Source organism: Microbulbifer sp. MI-G (genome assembly GCF_030440425.1).
Lineage (GTDB): Bacteria > Pseudomonadota > Gammaproteobacteria > Pseudomonadales > Cellvibrionaceae > Microbulbifer > Microbulbifer spongiae.
In genome coordinates this window covers 3,064,529-3,083,309 of record NZ_CP098023.1, presented here as the reverse complement: position 1 = coordinate 3,083,309, position 18,781 = coordinate 3,064,529, and the positions used below count along the sequence as shown (strand labels likewise).

The following is an 18,781-nucleotide window of genomic DNA, read 5'->3' as shown; positions in this document are numbered from 1 at the left end:
TTAATCCTGGGATGAAGGGTTTATGCGAATTCGTGATTTCATAGATTTGGTCTGGAAATTGCCAAAATGGGTTTTTGAAATTTTTAGTTGGGGTAAAAGCTTTAGGAACAACCCGCTTATAGGGAGCTATTGGTTAAATCGTTGTGGATTGCATGTAATCAGGGTCGTAGTGGCCCATTTGCTGTTCAGGTTGCGCCTTTTACTCTTGTCCCCATTGGTATCTGAAAAAGATAGAAAAGACTTTCTTGAAAAAGGATTTATCCTGAAAAAGAATTTTTTACCAGAGGCGCAGTTCACTAACCTCTCTGTTGAACTCAATAGCTATAAGGGGATGATACGCGAAGTTGTTGAGGGGACGACTTTGACGCAGCGTGTTTTTATGGATCACGCCAGCAGACGACAGGCACCGGAATTTTGTCAGCTAGCGGACAATCCCTATCTTGATAGGTTGATGCGTTACAGCTCCTCTAAAAATCGTCCCCCCTTTTTTTTCATAGAAAATCTATGCAATCATGCCAATGTAACACCCCGCCCTGATCCACAGCGGGATATGCATGCGGATACATTCCACCCCTGTGTGAAAGCCTGGTTGTATATTGACGGCACCGACGACCAAAACGGGCCCTATATTTATGTACCAGGCTCTCATCGCCTTTCCTGGGGGCGTTTAAAGTGGGAATACAGTCAGAGCCTGAAGGCATGTCAGAAAGGCGCACTTCGGGACAAGGGAAGATATTGGGATGGGTCATTTCGGGTCAGTGATTTTGCACTTGCTAAGATGGGGCTGTCGGTTGAGAAACTGTGTGTGCCTCCCAACACGCTTGTAATAGCCAATGTGTTCGGGTTTCATCGCCGTGGTGAGGCCAGTGCGAAATCCAACCGAATGACAATCTGGATGCAGGCACGGGATAACCCCTTCAACCCACTGTTTACCCCTTGTCCAAAATACACGGGAAGGTTGTTTGAATGGGGTTGGGGAAAGGTTTTACAAAGATTGGACAAGCGCAAAATTGCCAGTGGAGAGCTAAATACTTTCTTTGGAAGATTTACACGGATCCAAGACTCAGTTTAAGATCCATAAAAATAAAATCCACTCATGGGCAAAACGGTATTATGTGATTTCAAACAAAAAAATAATAATCAATGCACGCACTTTGATTGGTCTGGTAAATCTATTATTTATGAAATGATTCCTTGAATGCAGCTTTGCAGCAGGCATGGGTTTTTGTGATTGACCGACATATAGAACGTTTTGAAGCAGTCGCTATAGAAGTAATTCACCTGTATATAGACATTTGCGAAGATTAGTGTTGCAATGCGCGGTTCATTTTTGAGGCACTCTCAAGCTAAACAGCAGTGTGAAAGTGGCGAAAACAGGCACAATTTACTCAAATATAACTTGAAAGGGGAATTGCCTGGGTGTTGGCAGCATATGCTGTTGCGTGTTGTAGTTTTTGGGTAGGGGAAATTCATGCCTGTGGCGGTATTTTTACAGGGGCCTCATGGCCTATTCTTTGCCGAGTTGGCAAAAAAACTGTCAAAGCAAGGGGTGATCACCCACAAGATCAATTTTAATGGCGGTGACCGTTTTTTTGGCTGGGCCGATTTCCAGGCCGATTTCAGCGGTTGTGAACATGACTGGCCATCCTTTTTTCGTCGCTATTTGCTGGAGCATGATGCAGAAGCCGTATTTGTCTATGGTGACTGCCGGCCTTTGCATACCAGGGCCCGAGCAGTCTGCGAGTCTCTGGGTATACCCTTTGGTGTTTTTGAAGAGGGTTATTTACGCCCGGATTTTGTAACTTTTGAGTGGGGTGGTGTGAATGCTTTTTCCCATACAGACTGGTCTCATGAGGCTATTGGGCGTTACCAGAGCCGCGGGCGTCAACCCGGGGCGCCTGTAGGTCGGACTTTCTTTCAACGGGCCCGTTTTGCTATGGGCTATTATCTGGCGATGCGTTTTGCCAGGTCCAGGTATCCGCACTATCAGCATCATCGAAGCCGAGACTGGAAAGCGGAGGGGGCTTGTTGGATCAGAAGCTTTTTCCGAAAGGGTCTCTACAGGGTTACCCAGCGTTCCTTAACCCCAAAATTGACGACGAATTTCAGTCGTAAGTTTTTCCTGTTTCCGTTACAAACCCGAGATGATTTCCAACTTCGTGAGCACTCGGACCTGCTCTCTATGGAAAACGCAATTGACGCAGTATTGAAATCCTTTGCGCGTTATGCCCCGGCAAATACAGTACTTGTGATCAAACACCACCCAATGGATCGGGGCTTTTGTCACTACCAAAAGCTTGTTGATGCCTTGGAGGTGCGCTATGGACTCTCCGGCAGGGTGATTTACTGCCATGATCTGCATCTGCCCACCTTGCTGGATCATGCCAGGGGGGTTGTGACCATCAACAGCACCGTGGGCATTTCAGCGCTTCTGCACAGGGTTTCAACCAAGGTGCTGGGGCGCGCGTTCTACGATTTGCGGGGTCTAACGCACCAGGGTTCACTCTCCAGCTTTTGGAAGGCCCCTGCTGTGGTTGACCATAAGCTGTTTCTGCGCTTTCGGACCTATTTATATGAGCAAACCCAACTGGATGGTAGCTTTTTCAAGGGAATCAATAAGACCGTCGAAGGGGTTAACGAACGCCTGCTGCAGACTGTGAACAGTGGGCCTAGCGATACGCTGGTCGAAGCCAGAAACATGCACACGGGCTGAGAGGGGGTTCAGTTTACTGAGCCTCAAAGCGCTGTCCCCAGGAAAACGTATCGCTCAGCCACTAATCCACGAGCAAAGAACTTACACCAAACCCAGCTTCAGGGAGCAAATTTTGATCAAAAAACAGGCTGTTCTTTGCAATTTAACCTGTTAGACTGCCCCACCTTTTATCCAGCACCCCAGTTCTGCGAACGGCACTGGGGCTTCAAGTGACTCCCGAAATGACCGATATTTCCCAACCGGTTGGCTTTAGCCAGCTGGGCCTGCCGCCTGAAATCCTCGATGCCATTGAAAAGCTCGGCTACGAAACGCCGTCACCGATTCAGGCGCAGACTATCCCATCCCTGCTGGAAGGGCGGGATGTGCTGGGCCAGGCACAAACCGGCACCGGTAAAACGGCGGCCTTTGCGCTGCCACTGCTCTCCCAGTTGAACCTGAATAATCGCCGTCCCCAGGTGCTGATACTGGCGCCGACCCGGGAACTGGCCATCCAGGTGGCCGAGGCCTGCCAGTCTTACGCCGCCCATTTGAAAGGCTTCCATGTGGCGCCCATCTACGGTGGCGCCGACTACCGCGGACAGATGCAGCAGTTGAAGCGGGGTGTGCAGCTGGTGGTGGGTACCCCGGGCCGGGTGATGGACCATATGCGCCGCGGCTCCCTGAATCTGTCCAACCTGCGCAGTCTGGTACTGGATGAAGCCGATGAAATGCTGCGCATGGGCTTTATCGACGATGTGCAATGGGTGCTGGAGCAGATTCCCGAAACGCGCCAGATCGCACTGTTCTCTGCCACCATGCCAAGGGAGATTGCCCGCATCGCACGCGAGCACCTGCGGGATCCGGTTGAGGTCAAGATCCGCGTCAAAACCGAAACCGCAGAGACCATTCGCCAGCGTTACTGGCCGGTGGGTGGCCTGCACAAACTGGATGCCCTGACCCGCATCCTGGAAGCGGAGCCGGTGGATGCCACCATTATCTTTGTGCGCACCAAGAACAGCACCGTAGAGCTGGCGGATAAGCTGGCCGCGCGGGGCTTTGCCAGTGCAGCACTGAACGGGGATATGGCGCAGAATCTGCGCGAGGCGGTGATCGACAAGCTGAAAAACGGCAAGCTCGATATTGTTGTGGCCACGGATGTGGCAGCGCGTGGACTGGACGTGAAACGTATCAGTCACGTGATCAACTACGATATTCCCTATGATGCAGAGGCCTATATCCACCGTATCGGCCGCACCGGCCGCGCCGGTCGCGAGGGCGACGCCATTCTGTTTGTGGCACCCCGTGAGCGCCGTATGCTGCGCATTATTGAAAAGGCGACCAAAAAGCCGATCGAGAAACTGGCGTTGCCCAGCGCCGAAGTGGTCAACAGCGCGCGTATGCAGCGCTTCCGCGAGCGTATCACCACAACCCTGGAAGGCCAGGCTGACCTGGCCCCCTACCGCCAGTTGGTAGAGGAGTACCTGGCACAAAACGAAGTGGATCCGCTGGATGTTGCCGCAGCACTGGCGTCTATGGCCCAGGGTGACCAGCCCCTGCTGATCAGGGAGCAGAAGCCGAAGCCCCGCAAGGCTCGGCAGGAGCGGGGCGGGGAGTTCGAAGGCCGTCGCAAGCAGGATGGTTACGAAAAGGACCGCAAGATGCCGCCCCCGGAGGAGGGCATGGAGCGTTTCCGCATCGAAATCGGCCGCGAGCAGGGTGTGCGTCCGGGCGGTATTGTGGGCGCAATCGCCAATGAGGTCGAGCTGGACAGCTCATATATCGGCCGTATTGAGATTTACCCGGATTACACCACGGTCGATCTTCCAGAGGGCATGCCCAAAGAGGTTTTCCAGCACCTGAAAAAAGTGCGGGTAGCGGGACAGCCCATGCGGATTTCCCGTTCCGGTGATGCGGGTGTAAAGCCCGGTGGTCAGCCCAAAGGGAGGCGCAAGCCCAGGCGTGCTGACAGGCAGGATTGATGGGGCGGCAAGAGTCTGCTGCCAAGCCGTGCTCCCGGTCTCCCCGCGGGCTCTGGGGATAATGGCGGAGAATGGGCACTTACCGGTAAAAATACGGTGCCCGGTTTCTGGTTGTGAATATCGGTGGAGATCTCTGTGCTGGTCCTGTTGGAGGGTTGCCATTTTATCAGGTAACTGCGCGTATCCTGTTTAAGTGGCTAAATGAGGTATCCCGTGCGGTTTGCAGGAAATCGACAATGTAGGCCTGATCCAGCATATCTGCCCGCACGGCGGCGTACAGAGTGCTCCAAAGGCCCTTTTCTCCCAGGCGCAGCTGGGCAATAAAGCCTTTTTGCAGGTATTCGTGCAGGGCCCAGTCGGGCAGGGCACAGACGCCGCGCGCGCTCGCCACCAGCTGCACCATCATAACTGTTAGTTCCGCCGTGCGCACTTCCGCAGGTTCCACTCCCGCTGGGTCGAGGAAGCGCTGGAAGATATCCAGCCGCTCCCGCTCCACAGGGTAAGTGATCTGCACTTCCCCGGCCAGGTCTTTGGGCGCGATCCAGCGCCGCTTGCCGTGTTCCAGCAACCGGTGCTTGCGGCTCAGCGCCAGGCACATCTCGAAACTGAACAGGGGCTGGTAGTGGATGTCTTTCAACATCGTATCCGGATTGGCAGTAACTACCAGGTCCAGGTCGCCGCGCACCAGCGCCGGCAGCGGAGCAAAGTGAAAGCCACTGCACAGATCCAGCTCCACTTCGGGCCAGTCGTCCCGATAGGTGTTCAGGGTTGGCATCAGCCACTGGTAGCAACTGTGACATTCAATGGCGATATTCAAACGACCGGACTGGCCGCAGGCCAGCCGTGCCAGGTCGCGCTGGGCCAGGGTCACCTGTGGCAGTACAGCATCGGCCAGTTGTAACAGGCGCAGCCCGGCAGTGGTAAAGCACAGCGGGCGGGACTTGCGCACAAACAACGGCTGGTTGTGGCGCTGCTCCATCTCCCGGAATAAGTGTGACAGGGCCGACTGGGTCAGGTGCAGGCGCTCTGCGGCCCGTACCAGGCTGCCGGTATCTCTCAAGGCACTTAGGGCGCGTAATTGGCGCAGTTCAATCATCTTTAGGTTTATTCATGTTTATTGCAAAAAATATGAAATTGATTGAATAACATTGTATTGACACAATCAAGTCCGGATGCTCGCAGAGGGTGTGGCTGGCACTGGCACCGGTGACAACGCTGCGGGCGAGGGTGCCAATGTGGCGTTGTTCCACGCACAGACATGGACTTGGAGATACAGAGATGGCGCAGACACATATTCTCGGCTACCCCCGGATCGGGGCCGATCGCGAGCTGAAAAAAGCCCAGGAGGCTTATTGGCGTGGGGATATTTCCCAGCAGCAATTGCTGCAGGTGGGCACTGATATCCGCCGCGCCAACTGGCAGGCGCAGAGTGATGCCGGTCTGGACTTTGTGGCAGTTGGGGATTTTGCCTGGTACGACCAGGTGCTCAATCACTCGCTGATGTTTGGTGTGGTTGCCGACCGGTTTGTCGATGGCGCAGCAGAAAATAAACTGGACCAGTATTTTCGCCTGGCACGGGGCCGCGCGCCCTCGGGTCAGCCGGTGGCCGCAAGTGCCATGACCAAATGGTTTGATACCAATTACCACTACCTGGTGCCGGAATTTGATGCGGAGCAGGCGTTTTGCTTGGATAGTGGGTGGTTACTGGCAGAGGTGCGCGAGGCCCAGGCCCAGGCACACAGGGCGAAGCCGGTGCTTATCGGCCCTTTGACTTACCTGTGGCTGGGGCGGGGTGTCGACAATGCCCTGGATCTGCTTCCCAACCTTCTGCCCTGTTATAAGCAGCTGCTGGCGCAGCTTGGGGAACTGGGCGTGGCGTGGGTACAGATGGATGAGCCAATTTTGGGGCTCGACTTGCCTGCTGAGTGGCGCTCGGCATTCAGTGGCACCTACCAGGAGATCAGTGCCGCTGCAGGCAATCCGAAGTTACTGCTGACCACCTACTTTTCCCCCCTGCGAGAAAACTTGCCCCTCGCTTTCTCACTGCCGGTGGATGGCGTGCATATCGATTGCGTGCGCGCGCCTGAAGAATTGGAGTCTGCGGTGGCGCTTGTCGGTGAGGGGCAGGTGCTGTCTGCCGGCGTACTCAACGGGCGCAACGTCTGGCGTGCGGACCTGCACAAGTGGCAGCGAACCCTGAAGCCCCTGGCTGCACAACTGGGAGATCGCCTGTGGCTCTCTGCCAGCTGTTCCCTGCTGCACAGCCCGGTAGACCTGAAGACCGAAACAGCCCTGCCGCAGGCGCAAAAACAAAAACTGGCCTACAGCCGTCAGAAACTGGCCGAGCTCGCGCAGTTGCAACAGTTGCTGCAAGAAGAGGCCGCTGCAGCTGAGGCTGGAACAGAACAGGGGGAGAGCACCCACTCAGTTGCAGAAAAACTGCGGGATACCTGGCGGGAACAGTGCTACCTGGAGCGGGCATCGGTACAGGCAAAACGTTGGCAACTGCCCTTGCTGCCCACCACCACCATCGGTTCCTTCCCGCAGACCGATCTGTTGCGCAAGGTGCGCCGGCAATATCGCAACGGAGAGATCAGCGAGGAGGACTACCTGGAACACCTGCGCGCGGAAATTGCCGAAGCCATTCGTCGCCAGGAAATTCTCGGCCTGGACGTGTTGGTGCATGGTGAAGCCGAGCGCAACGATATGGTGGAGTATTTCGGCGAACAACTGGCTGGATTTGTACACACCGGCAACGGCTGGGTACAGAGCTACGGCTCCCGCTGTGTGAAACCGCCGATTATCTTCGGTGATATCTCCCGCCCGCAGGCCATGACCGTAACGTGGAGCCGCTATGCGCAGAGCCTCACCAGCAAGCCGGTGAAGGGCATGCTCACCGGCCCCGTTACAATACTCAACTGGTCTTTCCCGCGGGAGGATATCCACCGCAGCGAGAGCTGCCTGCAGATTGCCAGGGCACTGCGTGAGGAGGTGTTGGATCTGGAGGCGGCGGGTATTGGCATTATCCAGATTGATGAACCGGCTCTCCGTGAAGGGGTACCACTAAGGGCGGCCGGACACGCCGATTACTTCGCCTGGGCGGTGGGCTGCTTTCGCTATACCTGCAGTGCGGTGAAGCCGGAAACGCAAATTCATACCCATATGTGCTACAGCAACTTCAATGCCATCATGGATGCGATTGTGTCCCTGGATGCGGATGTGATTACGATCGAATCTGCACGCTCCGATTTGCGCCTGCTCAGCGCCTTTGCGGACAAGACTGGCGGCTACCCCAATGAGATCGGGCCGGGGATTTACGATATTCATTCCCCCAATGTGCCCGAGCGGGAAGAGCTGGTGGAGCGCCTGAAGAAAATTGCCCAGGTGGTACCGGTGGAACGGCTCTGGGTCAATCCGGATTGCGGCCTGAAAACCCGCAGCTGGGCCGAGGTGGGGTCATCCCTGCTCAATATGGTGGCGGCGGCGCGCGCAGTGCGTGACGAGTTGGCCTGAATAAACCCGTCAATGGCTGGGATTGCGGGTTTTTTGTATGGAGAGGGAATCTTTTCCCCGTGGCGCTGAGGCCGGTTATTGGTTTTTTACCACAATTTTCGATTTTAAGATATTGCACTTGCGTTCAAACCGGCAGGTTAAATGCGGGTGCAGTTGGCGCCAAACAGGCCCCGCTACCTGTCTGGCGCCAAGCCGGTTAATTGCTGGGTGTAACAGTGGTTTCAGTTACTTTATTGAACCCGGTTGGGACTGAACCCTCGCGGGAGAGATTCTCATTACCCGCGGCGTGCACCACAATATTGTCCTCGATCCGCACACCGCCATAAGGGCGGAATGCCTCTACCTTTTCCCAGTGCACTTCAGTGGCAAGGGGGGAGGCTTTTAACTCCTCCAGTAGGCTGTCGATAAAGTAGAGCCCCGGCTCAATGGTAAATACCTGATTCTCTTCTATTGTGCGGCTGCTTCGCAAAAAGGGGTATTGTGCCGGAGGGGGCGTGGTACCGCCATCGGGACCACTCTGGTGGCCGCCCACATCGTGGACCTGCAGGCCGAGGAAGTGGCCCAGGCCATGGGGCATAAACGGGCGGGTCAGGCCCGATTCCACGGCGCCCTCTGGCGAGGTCTTGATGACGCCAAACTGGGCCAGCAGTTCGCCGACTTTCAGGTGGCACTGGCGATGCAGGGCCGGATAGGGCAGGCCGGGTTTGAGTCCGTCCACCAGTTCCAGTTGTTTCTCATCCATGGCGGCCACCAACTGCGCGAATGCGTTGTCGGCGTAAGCATAAGTGCGGGTGATATCTGAGCAGTAGCCGTGACAGTCTGCACCGGCATCGATCAGGAAAGTCCTCAGTTCCGATTCCGGCAGGCGCTCGGTGGAGAGGTGGTTGTAGTGCAAAATCGCCGCGTGCGCATTCAGGGCAACGATATTGCCGTAAGGCATGCGGTGCTCGCCCTGGCCGGCAGCACCCAGGTAGGCCTGGTTGATCTCAAATTCGCTGGCACCGCTGCGGAAAGCCTGTTCTGCAGCCCGATGGCCGGCCATGGCGATGCGGTTGGCCTCGCGCAGACAGGCGATTTCGTAAGGGGTCTTGTAGGCGCGCGCCCAGTGCAGTCGGTTGATCAGCAGTTCCGGATTGTCACTGCCGAGGGGCCAGTCCCGCAGGCTGTCGCTCTCACCGATAAAGGCTGCGCTGTCTGCACTGAGGAACGCCTTGGCATCGCTGGGTTTGCCCAGCAGCTCGATATCGTAAAACCCGCTCCAGAAAGCCTGGGGAACGGGCGGGACATAATGCCAGAAGTCTACCGGGCGGTAGAACAGCAGCTTTGGCTTGCGTCCACGCTGATAGATCACCCAACTGTGCGGGTTGTCTGTGACCGGTACCAGGGCCTTGAAGTGGGGATTGACCCTGAAGGGGTAGGGGTTGTCATCCAGAAACTGCAGCCTGGGTGCGCCGCTGAACACATTGAGGGTCTCGAAGCCGCAGGCTTCCAGTATTGTATCGTAGCGGCGGCACAGGGTGGCCATATGCTCGGCGTAAAGGTTGTTATCCATGTTCTCCCCGGTATGAATCGCTGAATCGGCATAGTGTATAGTCTGGGCTCTGGATAGTTGGCCTGAAATTTGACGATGGAAAAGAAGATACTGCTGACCGACTGCCCCGATGACAAGGGCTTGATCGCAAAGATTACCAATATCTGCTACAAGCACCAGCTCAATATCATCAGGAACCATGAGTTTGTGGACCGGCAGCAGGGCCGCTTCTTTATGCGTACTGTCCTGGAGGGCATCTTCAACGATATCATCTTCCTGGAAGACCTGGATATGGCCCTGCCCCAGGGGGCCGAGCGGCAACTGGTATCTGCCGGGCGCAAGCGCCTGGTGCTGATGGTCACCCGCGAGCCCCATTGCCTGGGGGATATCCTGATGAAGGGCTACTCCGGTGCAATGGATGTGGAAATCGCTGCGGTGATCAGCAATCATCCGGATCTGGCCGGGTTGGTACAGAAGTTTGATATTCCCTTCCACTGTGTGCCGACCGAAGAGCTGGCACGCTGCGAGCATGAACAACAGGTGGCAGCCGTGGTGGACGAGTACAGGCCGGATTACCTGGTACTTGCCAAGTATATGCGAATACTCACCCCCGCTTTCGTGACCCGCTACAGTGGGCGAATGATCAATATCCACCATTCCTTCCTGCCCGCCTTTATCGGTGCCAGACCCTACCAGCAGGCCTATGAGCGCGGGGTAAAAATCATCGGCGCCACGGCGCACTTCGTCACCGACCATCTGGATGAGGGGCCGATCATTGAGCAGGACGTGATTCATGTGGACCACGCCCACTCCGCTGCGTCCATGGCGGAGGCCGGCCGCGATGTGGAAAAACTGGTATTGTCCAGAGCCCTGCTGATGGTGTTGCAGGAGCGGGTGTTTATCCACGGTAATAAAACGGTGGTGTTCAAATAACCAGCGGATAATCTGGCCAATGGGATAACCGGGCTACTGTTGCACTGCACATTGAGAATACATAGAGATCAGGAGGGCGTATTTTGGCTGTTGATAAAAAATATATCGGTCTACTTTTTCCGCCGCAGCTGCGGGGTTTATGGCTACTCCCGCTGTTTCTGGCCGCCTGTGCCAGCGATGGGCTCATGCCCGGGGCGAAGGAATCCTTTCACACTGAAATTGCGCCCAACGGTGCCAAGCGCTTTGTATTTACCCTGGAAAGGGAACACAAGTCATTCCCTGCACCGGTACTGGCCCATCCTGAGGGCCAGAGGCGTATGCAGCGTGGGTCTGCTGGAGCGGGTGCAGGCGCCAGCCGCCGCGATATCGCCTATTTCGAGCGGGCTTTGGCGCGGCAACTTGCCGAAACAGGCTTTTGCAAGCAGGGATATTTTGAAATAGAGCGCACGGTTTACAAATACGGTGGTGAAGTGCGCGGAGAGTGTCGCGAGGGGGCCGGGGAATAGATCTTTTGCGGCCACACCGTGCCGGTGCTGGCTTCTGGCACCGTTCGAAGCAGCGCAGAGAAGCCTGTATCTGCGGGCATCGGTGCCAGGGTTTTTACCCCGCCAGCGGATGGGCAGGTTAGGGGTGCGGTGCTGATGCAATGGTGGAGCCGGTTGTCTCTTGCAACCTGTCGCTAAGGGGGCTACTGCAGCCAGATATGTCCCCGGTTTTTACCAGGCCAGTAGCCCGGTTGCGGCAGGTGTATTTCCAGAGCCTGTCATTCCCGCTCATCGGGCAAAAACTGCTCATGGTCGGGCAGGCGATTTACGCTGCCGTTGATCAGCGTCTTCAGATTTGCCATCAGTTCCTGCAGTTGTGCCTGAGACAGGCTATCGGCGATGATATGGTGATCCCCAGGCAGAACGCCCTGGCCGATCATCACCTGCTGCCAGGCCATTTCCGAAAACAGGTCATTGTAATCCCGGAATATCTTGCCGGTGTCGCGGAACAGGGCGATCTTGTCGCTCAGGCCGAAAGGAATGTCCATGCTTTCACAAGCTTGCCAGAATGCACCGTCGCGGCGTTGGTTGGCTTTGTAATGCAGGATTATAAAGTCGCGGATGTGCTCCATTTCCACCTGCGACTGGCGATTGAATTCCTCCACCTCGCAGGGCCTGATGCCGCGGTGGGGAAAGGTTTGGATCAGGCGGGTGGCCGCAGACTGGATCAGGTGGATACTGGTGGATTCAAGGGGTTCCAGAAAGCCGCTCGACAAGCCGATACTGACCACGTTCTTATTCCACTGCGCGCGCCTGCGCCCCGTGCGGAAGCGAATGACCCCGGGCTCCGACAGGGCTTTGGAATCCAGGTTGTGCATCAGCGTATTGCGAGCCTGCTCGTCACTCCAGAAGCGGCTGGAATAAACCATGCCGTTACCGGTACGGTGCCTAAGGGGAATGCACCACTGCCAGCCCGCTGCGTGGGCGATGGCACGGGTATAGGGCACTATGGGTTTTTTCGCGGTGCCGGGCACGGTGATTGCCCGGTCGCAGGGCAGCCAGTGAGACCAGTCCTCAAATCCTGTGTTCAGGGTTTTTTCTATCAGCAGGGCGGAGAGGCCGGAGCAGTCGATAAACAGGTCGCCGTCAACCGTTTGGCCGCTCTCCAGCTGCAGGCTGTCCACAAAGCCGTTGTCTGCGCGCACTTGTACTTCCCTGACGGTACCTTCCACACGTTTTACGCCGTTGTTTTCACTGTAGCGGCGCAGGAATCGGGCATAGAGTGCCGCGTCAAAATGATAGGCATAGGACAGGCCGGGCAAATTGGTACCTGCAATCTGCGTCAAGGGGGCGAACTTATTGCGGATGGCGGCCTGGTAGTTCAGGGAGTAATCCCACAGGCTCGAAGTGTCGCCATTGTGACGACTTCTTAGCCAGAGGTGATGAAAATCACAAAACGGCAAGTGTTTGCCGATAGCGCCAAAGGCGTGCATATAACTGCTGCCCTGCTGCAACCAGTTTTCAAACTGGATGCCCAACTTGATTGTAGCTTTGGTGGCCTTCAGGAATGCCTGTTCATCCAGCCCCAGGGACTGGTTAAAGAGGCTTATTGGCGGGATGGTGGCTTCACCGACCCCGACGGTACCGATTTTTTCTGATTCCACCAAGGTAATGTCGATTACCTTGCCGAGCACCCTGGCCGCCAGGGCTGCGGTCATCCAGCCGGCGGTGCCGCCTCCAAGAATGATGAGCTTGCGGATAGTGTCGCCGTTCAATGGATGCCCCCGGTAGAAAAGCGTAAAAAAAGCCCTTGCAATACAGGATCACAAGGGCGCAGTACCTGTGAGGTAACTGGCGGCCTATAGCGCGTAGCTAAAGCCCAGCAGATAGGTTCTGCCGTAGTTCTGGTAGTCGCGCACCTGCAGTGGGTTATCGCCACTCAAGGTAGTGAAGGGCTCATTGGTCAGGTTCTGGCCCTGCAGGAATACCGACAGGCCTTCCAGAGAAGTAATGCCGGACTCAGCAAAATCGTATCCGATCTGCGCATCGACGAGGGTTTCGCCCACCACGTCCACCTGCTCGCTATTAAAGCCGATGCCGTAGACCTCGCCTTTAAAGTCGTCGCGCTTGCGCATGCTGACACGGGCGGAAAAGCCATAGTTTTCATAATAAGCCGTTATATTCTGAATACTGTCTGAGAGCCCTGCCAGTTGATAATCATTACCATGCTGGTCCTGAATGTCCGAATCAATGCCCGTATAGCTGGCGAGCAGACCGAAACCATCCAGATGCTCGGTAAAGAGATTGAACGGTAGGGCCACAGAGAGTTCATAACCCGTTAGCGTGCCGCCGCCAGCATTTACTTTACCGGAAGCAGTTGCGGTGGGGTTCTCCGGTATCTGGCCGGTAGCCGGATCGGCAACACCCACGAGGTCGACAGTGAAGGTGTCGTCGAAGTGCCAATCACTCAAATCTTTCCAGAAAATCGCTGCAGAAAAGTAGCCTTCGTCACTGAAGTAATTTTCATAGGTCAAATCCACACCCACGGCTTCTTTTGGCTCCAGCGTCGGGTTACCGCCGCTGATACTCCAGTTGTTACCGTTGCCATCCACCTGTGGGTTGTAGGAAACCTCCAAGGATGCATTCATCTCGTCCATGCGCGCACGGGAGATGGTCTTGGCGGCTCCGAAGCGTACGGTCTGCTGATCGTCAATTTCTAGCGCCAGATTCAGGCTCGGCAGAAGGTGACTGTAGTCATGGCTGATATTGGTGGGCTCGGCAATCACAAGCCCGCTCGTTTCATTGACTTGGCCAGCAAAACCTTGAGAGCTTTGCTCGCTGTAGACGTAGCGAAGGCCCGCATTACCGGTTAGTGGCAAACCGAAAATTTCAGTGCCGAAATCCGCCTGGGCAAACGCGGCGGTGATCTTCTCGTTGACAGTGTAGGATTTGGTCAGGTGCTGGATACCGGTCAGCGCTTCATCGGTCAGCTCGTAGTAGCCGTCCGCCAGCAGGCCAGCGGAATCGTAAGCGATCATGTCGCCCATGCCGATAAAGTCCAAGGAAACGGTACCCAGGCGGTACTGCTCCGGTACTTCCAGCACCTGCGGGAAATCCCGCAACGTCATATAGAAGCCTTGGGAACGCTTGATTTTCTCGCGTTCGCGAAAGGAAACCCCGTAGCGGATTTCATTGACGATACCGGCTTCCACCATCTGCGTGGCGGCCAGCTTGAGTGAAGTGAGCTCGTCATCAATTTCCGGGGCGTTAATAAAGCCGTCTTGGGCGGCGTTGAGGTATTGATCCCCGTCTTTAAGGCCATACTTGTTATTCAGCGCGGTACTCGCTCCCCAGCTTAAAGGGCCGCCCAGCTTGATCAAGCCAAAGTCGCTGTAGTCGAGTCCATGGGTAAACTTGGCTCCGGTATTGCCGGAGTTAAAGGCATAGCCCAGATTGTCGGCGACACCCTCACTGTCGCCACGGCCGGTACCCGCATAGCTTTCGAAGCTCCAGGTTTCCCGCGCCACGCTGGAATGGCTGACGTCAAATTCCAGCTGCAGTGCATCGCTGAGATCGTATTGGGCATTGAAACCGAATGCGCTCAGCTTGGCATCCCGGCTTTCCATATCATTGCGCACCACCACGCGTTGGCCTTCGGTAACACCGCTGGTGAAGAAGCCCGTATTTGCATCCAATTCACCTGGCATAAACGAACCTTGTCCCCAGGCGAACGGTACCTCAATCCCTCGCAGGATTTTTTCATCGGAAAAATCCACATACAGGGCATCAAAAGTGGTATGCAACTTCTCGCTTGCCTGAACCTCCACCACCAGCATCGCGCTGTCGCGCTCCAGTACCGAGGAGCGCACAAAGGGCTTGGCGCCACCCAGCATGCTGCCGCCCGTGGATTCCCAGGGAGAGCCATCACTGTTCCGATTATCCTCGTCACCCGGCCAGTTATGATAAATACCCTGGTCATCAACGAAAATTTCAGGATAACCCCAGGCATTCCAGCGTTCTTCCTGATTGGGGGAGCGCATGGTGTTGTAAGCGAAGGCCACGCCGATGCGGTCATCGGCAAACTGGTCGATATAGGAGAAGGTGGCGCGGTGGCCCTGATCCTCCCCATCGGGGTTCAGTTTATCGAAGCCGGTCATTTCGAATTGGCCGTTGAGCTGAATCACGCGCTCGTTGCGCGCCAGGGGCTTGACGGTTTGCAGATCGATGACCCCGGCGATACCCTCGGCTTCGATACTGGCCTGGGGTGTCTTGTAAACGGTCACACCGCTCATAATCTCGGACGGGTAGAGATCGAACTCGACGCCGCGATTGTCGCTAATGGAGACCTGCTCGCGACCGTTAAAGGTGGTGGCACTCTCGTTTTCACCAAAGCCGCGGATGGACACGCGGCTGGCGCGGCCGTCCAGGCGCTGTGCCGCGAGGCCGGGCAGGCGGGCAATGGCTTCTGCAATGGAGGAGTCGGGCAGCTTGCCGATATCTTCGGCAGAGATGGCCTCAACCACAGCCTTGGCGTCGCGCTTGGTGCCGATGGCGTCCATCACACTCTTGCGGAAACCGGTCACAGTGACCTCTTCGATCGTCGCACCAGCGGCCTCCTCGTCCGCTGCGAGCGCTGCCAGGGGCATACCGACGGTAGCCGCAATGGCGATGGACAGCAATGCGGGCCGAAACCCCCCTGGGTTTTTGTTGGATAGACGCATCATCTTCTCCCGGAATTATCGTTATGGTGATGAGTCGCATCCTAGGCTTCGTGACAACCCGCCACATCCTCCCCCGAGGGGGCGGAGGCGGGGCTGTGTCCGGCACCCCAGGGAAAAGTGACTGACTGCAAAATAACGCTTTGTTTTATAGATTTTTTTGCCCTACCCCAACCCACTGTCCGGTCGCCCGGCGGGGTGCATGTTGATGGCACTGTGGGACTCGACCTGGAGAAAAGCCATCTGCCCCGTGCTGCTGACGGTTTGAAAGAAATGCCAATCAGACCGGGGCTTCGGGATCAGCACGCACTCAGAGCCAGTATATCCAAAAAAATGAAAACTGCGCCAAAAGAGACCTGGCCTTGGGCGGTGCTGTGGGTGTTGGCCAGATGGGGCCTGTGAAATACAAGCAGTGCCATGGCGTTTGGCCGTATCCCCGCAATGTCAATTCACAAGGTCATGGAGTCGTTTGTGAGCGTCGAGTCAATCCGGCGTGCTTTTGTCGGTGTACGGTACTGGTGAAACCAAAAATTCATGATTTTGTCATCAGGATTCAGGAATGCCCTGTAACTGTTTGCAGCATTGATACCCTTTAGTGTCGACAGGTAGAAGAGAAGATGCAGGTACTGGATCTGGCCCCGGCAGCGGTCCTGGCGGGTGCCCTGCTATCGGCCCAGGTGGTCTGTGCCACTGGTGCCGGTATGTCTTATTTTGCTGCGGCCAGTGACCACAGCAGGGCCCTGGCTCTCTACAGGGATGGCGGCGCCGGTACCGTGTCACTGGAGGGGGTTGGCACCGGCCCGGTTGAGTCAGAAACGCCGGATTGGCCAGGTGCGGATGGTCGCGGAATCACTGCTCCCGCCCTGGCTGCCTGCGGCGAAGCAGCCACTTTGATCAGTCGGGTGCAGGGCCCCGGTTTTGTGAGTGACCTGCAGGGAGAGCGCCACGAGATTGAAGCGGTGGTAGTGGGGAATTTCAGAACCCCATCACCGGTCTTGCCGGCTTTTTCCTGCAGGAAGAAGGCAGCGACCAGGACGGGCTAAACGAAACCTCAGAGGGCCTGTTTATCTACGACAATGCCTTCGGTGTGGCGGTGCAGGCAGGCGATCTGGTGCGTGTGGGGGGGATCGTTGATGAGTTCTATGGTTTTACCGAGCTCACGCAGGTCTACGGCGTTACTATTTGTGGCAGCGGTTATGCGGTAACCGCTGCCAGCGTACAGTTGCCGTTTGACTCTATCCAGGCGCAGGAACAGCTTGAAGGGATGCTGGTGACATTCCCCCAGACCCTGACAGTCAACGGCCACCACAACCTGGGCCGTTATGGCGAGGTGATTCTCTCCAAGGATCGCGTGTATATTCCCACCCACAAGCATGCACCGGGTGCAGCAGCCATGGCACAAGCGGCGGCCAACCAGTTGAACCGGATTGTGCTGGATGACGGTGCCACCGTGCGGAACCCCGAGGTGCCGCCCTATCCGGCGCCAGGTCTCAGGGCTGACAACCCGCTGCGCAGTGGTGACACCTTGCAGGGGCTCAGTGGTGTCATGGCCTATGGGTTTGGGGCCTACCGTGTACATCCGGTTGAAGTGCCGCAATTTACCCCGGCGAATATACGCGAAGAAACGCCCGTTTTGCCCGGCGAAGGCAGCTTGCGTATCGCCGGCTTTAACCTGTTGAATTATTTCAATGGTGATGGCAACGGAGGGGGCTTCCCCACACTGCGCGGGGCGGATACCCCGGAGGAGTTCCAGCGTCAGCGGGATAAAACTATTGCCGCGATCCTGCGAATGGAGGCGGATGTTGTCGGCCTGATGGAACTGGAAAACGATGGTTACGGCACTGACAGCGCGATCCAGGATCTGGTCAACGGCCTCAACAACGCCAGTGGTGGTCAGGGTTACCGGTTTGTCGATCCGGGTCTCGCCCGACTCGGTAATGACGACATCAGTGTGGGAATGATTTATCGCAGCGACCGGGTTGTGCCCCTGGGCAGGGCGGTGACTCTGCAGAATTACCCGTTTGTGGCTGGCAATCGCCAGCCACTGCTGCAGACCTTTGCTGAAGTTTCCTCCGGGGCGCGGTTTGTTATTGTTGCGAATCATTTCAAGTCCAAGGGCGGTTGCCCCGATGATGGCGGCTTTGATGATGACCAGGGTGATGGGCAGGGCTGTTGGAACACCCTGCGCACCCGGGCCGCGGAAACACTGGTGCGATGGATAGACCGCGATCCCGCCGGCAGCGGGGTTGACCGGGTATTGGTACTCGGTGACCTCAACAGCTATGCACAGGAGAACCCCATCACCGCCCTGAAGAATGCCGGTTACACGGATTTGCTGCAGTGGTACGGTAAGGGTAAGGCTTATTCTTATGTGTACGATGGTCAGTCCGGGTATCTCGATCACGCCCTCGCCAGTGCGGCCCTGGCACCGCTGGTAACCGCTGCGGTGGTTTGGCCTATCAATGCCGATGAGCCGCGGGCACTGGATTACAATACGGAGTACAAGAGCGACCTGCAGCTGGCGAACTTGTATTCCCCGGGTCCCTTTCGCGCTTCGGACCACGATCCTGTGATTGTGGAGCTGGTGTTGAATGCCATTAACCTGGCGCCCTCGGCGGGATTTCGTTGGCAAGCCGAGGACAACACGATCTCTTTCGCCGATACCAGCAATGATCCGGACGGTAACCTGGTGCGCTGGTTGTGGCATTTCGGCGACGGTTCGAGCAGTACCCAACAAAATCCCAACCACCATTTCCACGCTCCGGGTTTCTATCCGGTGCGTCTGAAGGTGAAAGATGAGCGCGGTGCGGTATCCACCGCTGTGCAACTTGTTGAAGTGACAGACTGGAAGCTGAAATAGAGAGGCTTACCGGCGAGTGCTTTGTCTCTGATCCGAAGACAGGGAATACCCGGTATACTGGCAGACGGCA

12 protein-coding genes are annotated in these 18,781 nt (G+C 56.4%); 8 read left to right on the top strand and 4 right to left on the bottom strand.

Translation table 11 applies throughout. From position 1 onward, the window contains the following. The first annotated feature begins 22 nt into the window (after positions 1–22). The 3 genes from M8T91_RS12875 to M8T91_RS12865 all read left to right on the top strand — a co-directional run bounded on the left by M8T91_RS12875 (position 23) and on the right by M8T91_RS12865 (position 4,671). On the top strand, positions 23–1,072 hold the full coding sequence (locus M8T91_RS12875) for a phytanoyl-CoA dioxygenase family protein (RefSeq protein ID WP_301414563.1): 1,050 nt from the start codon (positions 23–25) through the stop codon (positions 1,070–1,072). Positions 1,073–1,471: 399 nt separating this feature from the next. Beyond that, positions 1,472–2,713 carry a capsule polysaccharide biogenesis protein gene (locus tag M8T91_RS12870; protein ID WP_301414562.1) on the top strand — a complete coding sequence of 414 codons (1,242 nt, stop codon included), beginning with the start codon at positions 1,472–1,474 and terminating at the stop codon, positions 2,711–2,713. Positions 2,714–2,934: 221 nt separating this feature from the next. Then, complete coding sequence (locus M8T91_RS12865) at positions 2,935–4,671, top strand: DEAD/DEAH box helicase (RefSeq protein WP_301414561.1); 1,737 nt, start codon at positions 2,935–2,937, stop codon at positions 4,669–4,671. 166 nt (positions 4,672–4,837) lie between these two features. On the opposite strand, the gene M8T91_RS12860 is transcribed toward M8T91_RS12865, so the two are convergent. Beyond that, complete coding sequence (locus tag M8T91_RS12860) at positions 4,838–5,767, bottom strand: LysR family transcriptional regulator (RefSeq protein ID WP_301414560.1); 930 nt, start codon at positions 5,765–5,767, stop codon at positions 4,838–4,840. Between the two features lie 182 nt (positions 5,768–5,949). On the opposite strand from M8T91_RS12860, the gene metE reads away from it, so the two are divergent. Next, positions 5,950–8,184, top strand: coding sequence for a 5-methyltetrahydropteroyltriglutamate--homocysteine S-methyltransferase (gene metE, locus M8T91_RS12855; RefSeq protein ID WP_301414559.1), 2,235 nt, complete (start codon positions 5,950–5,952; stop codon positions 8,182–8,184). A 196-nt stretch (positions 8,185–8,380) separates the two neighbouring features. On the opposite strand, the gene pepQ is transcribed toward metE, so the two are convergent. Next, positions 8,381–9,736, bottom strand: coding sequence for a Xaa-Pro dipeptidase (gene pepQ, locus M8T91_RS12850; protein WP_301414558.1), 1,356 nt, complete (start codon positions 9,734–9,736; stop codon positions 8,381–8,383). 75 nt (positions 9,737–9,811) lie between these two features. On the opposite strand from pepQ, the gene purU reads away from it, so the two are divergent. Together purU and M8T91_RS12840 are read left to right on the top strand one after the other, a co-directional pair. Next, positions 9,812–10,648: a formyltetrahydrofolate deformylase gene (gene purU, locus M8T91_RS12845; protein WP_301414556.1), complete on the top strand. Its 837-nt coding sequence runs from the start codon at positions 9,812–9,814 to the stop codon at positions 10,646–10,648. Between the two features lie 83 nt (positions 10,649–10,731). Then, a complete protein-coding gene (locus tag M8T91_RS12840) occupies positions 10,732–11,154 on the top strand; it encodes a hypothetical protein (RefSeq protein WP_301414555.1) in 423 nt (140 codons plus the stop codon). 257 nt (positions 11,155–11,411) lie between these two features. Here M8T91_RS12840 and M8T91_RS12835 read toward each other — a convergent pair whose 3' ends face one another. Continuing rightward, the gene (locus M8T91_RS12835; protein ID WP_367317718.1) at positions 11,412–12,908 is read right to left on the bottom strand and encodes a tryptophan halogenase family protein; all 1,497 of its coding nucleotides are present in this window, start codon (positions 12,906–12,908) and stop codon (positions 11,412–11,414) included. Positions 12,909–12,992: 84 nt separating this feature from the next. Next, complete coding sequence (locus M8T91_RS12830; protein ID WP_301414554.1) at positions 12,993–15,857, bottom strand: TonB-dependent receptor; 2,865 nt, start codon at positions 15,855–15,857, stop codon at positions 12,993–12,995. A gap of 611 nt (positions 15,858–16,468) precedes the next feature. On the opposite strand from M8T91_RS12830, the gene M8T91_RS12825 reads away from it, so the two are divergent. Then, positions 16,469–16,894 (top strand): hypothetical protein, encoded by a 426-nt coding sequence (locus M8T91_RS12825; protein ID WP_301414553.1) that lies wholly within the window; start codon positions 16,469–16,471, stop codon positions 16,892–16,894. After that, on the top strand, positions 16,837–18,711 hold the full coding sequence (locus M8T91_RS12820; RefSeq protein ID WP_367317775.1) for an ExeM/NucH family extracellular endonuclease: 1,875 nt from the start codon (positions 16,837–16,839) through the stop codon (positions 18,709–18,711). The genes M8T91_RS12825 and M8T91_RS12820 overlap by 58 nt, the downstream gene beginning before the upstream one ends. The last annotated feature ends 70 nt before the right edge of the window (positions 18,712–18,781 follow it).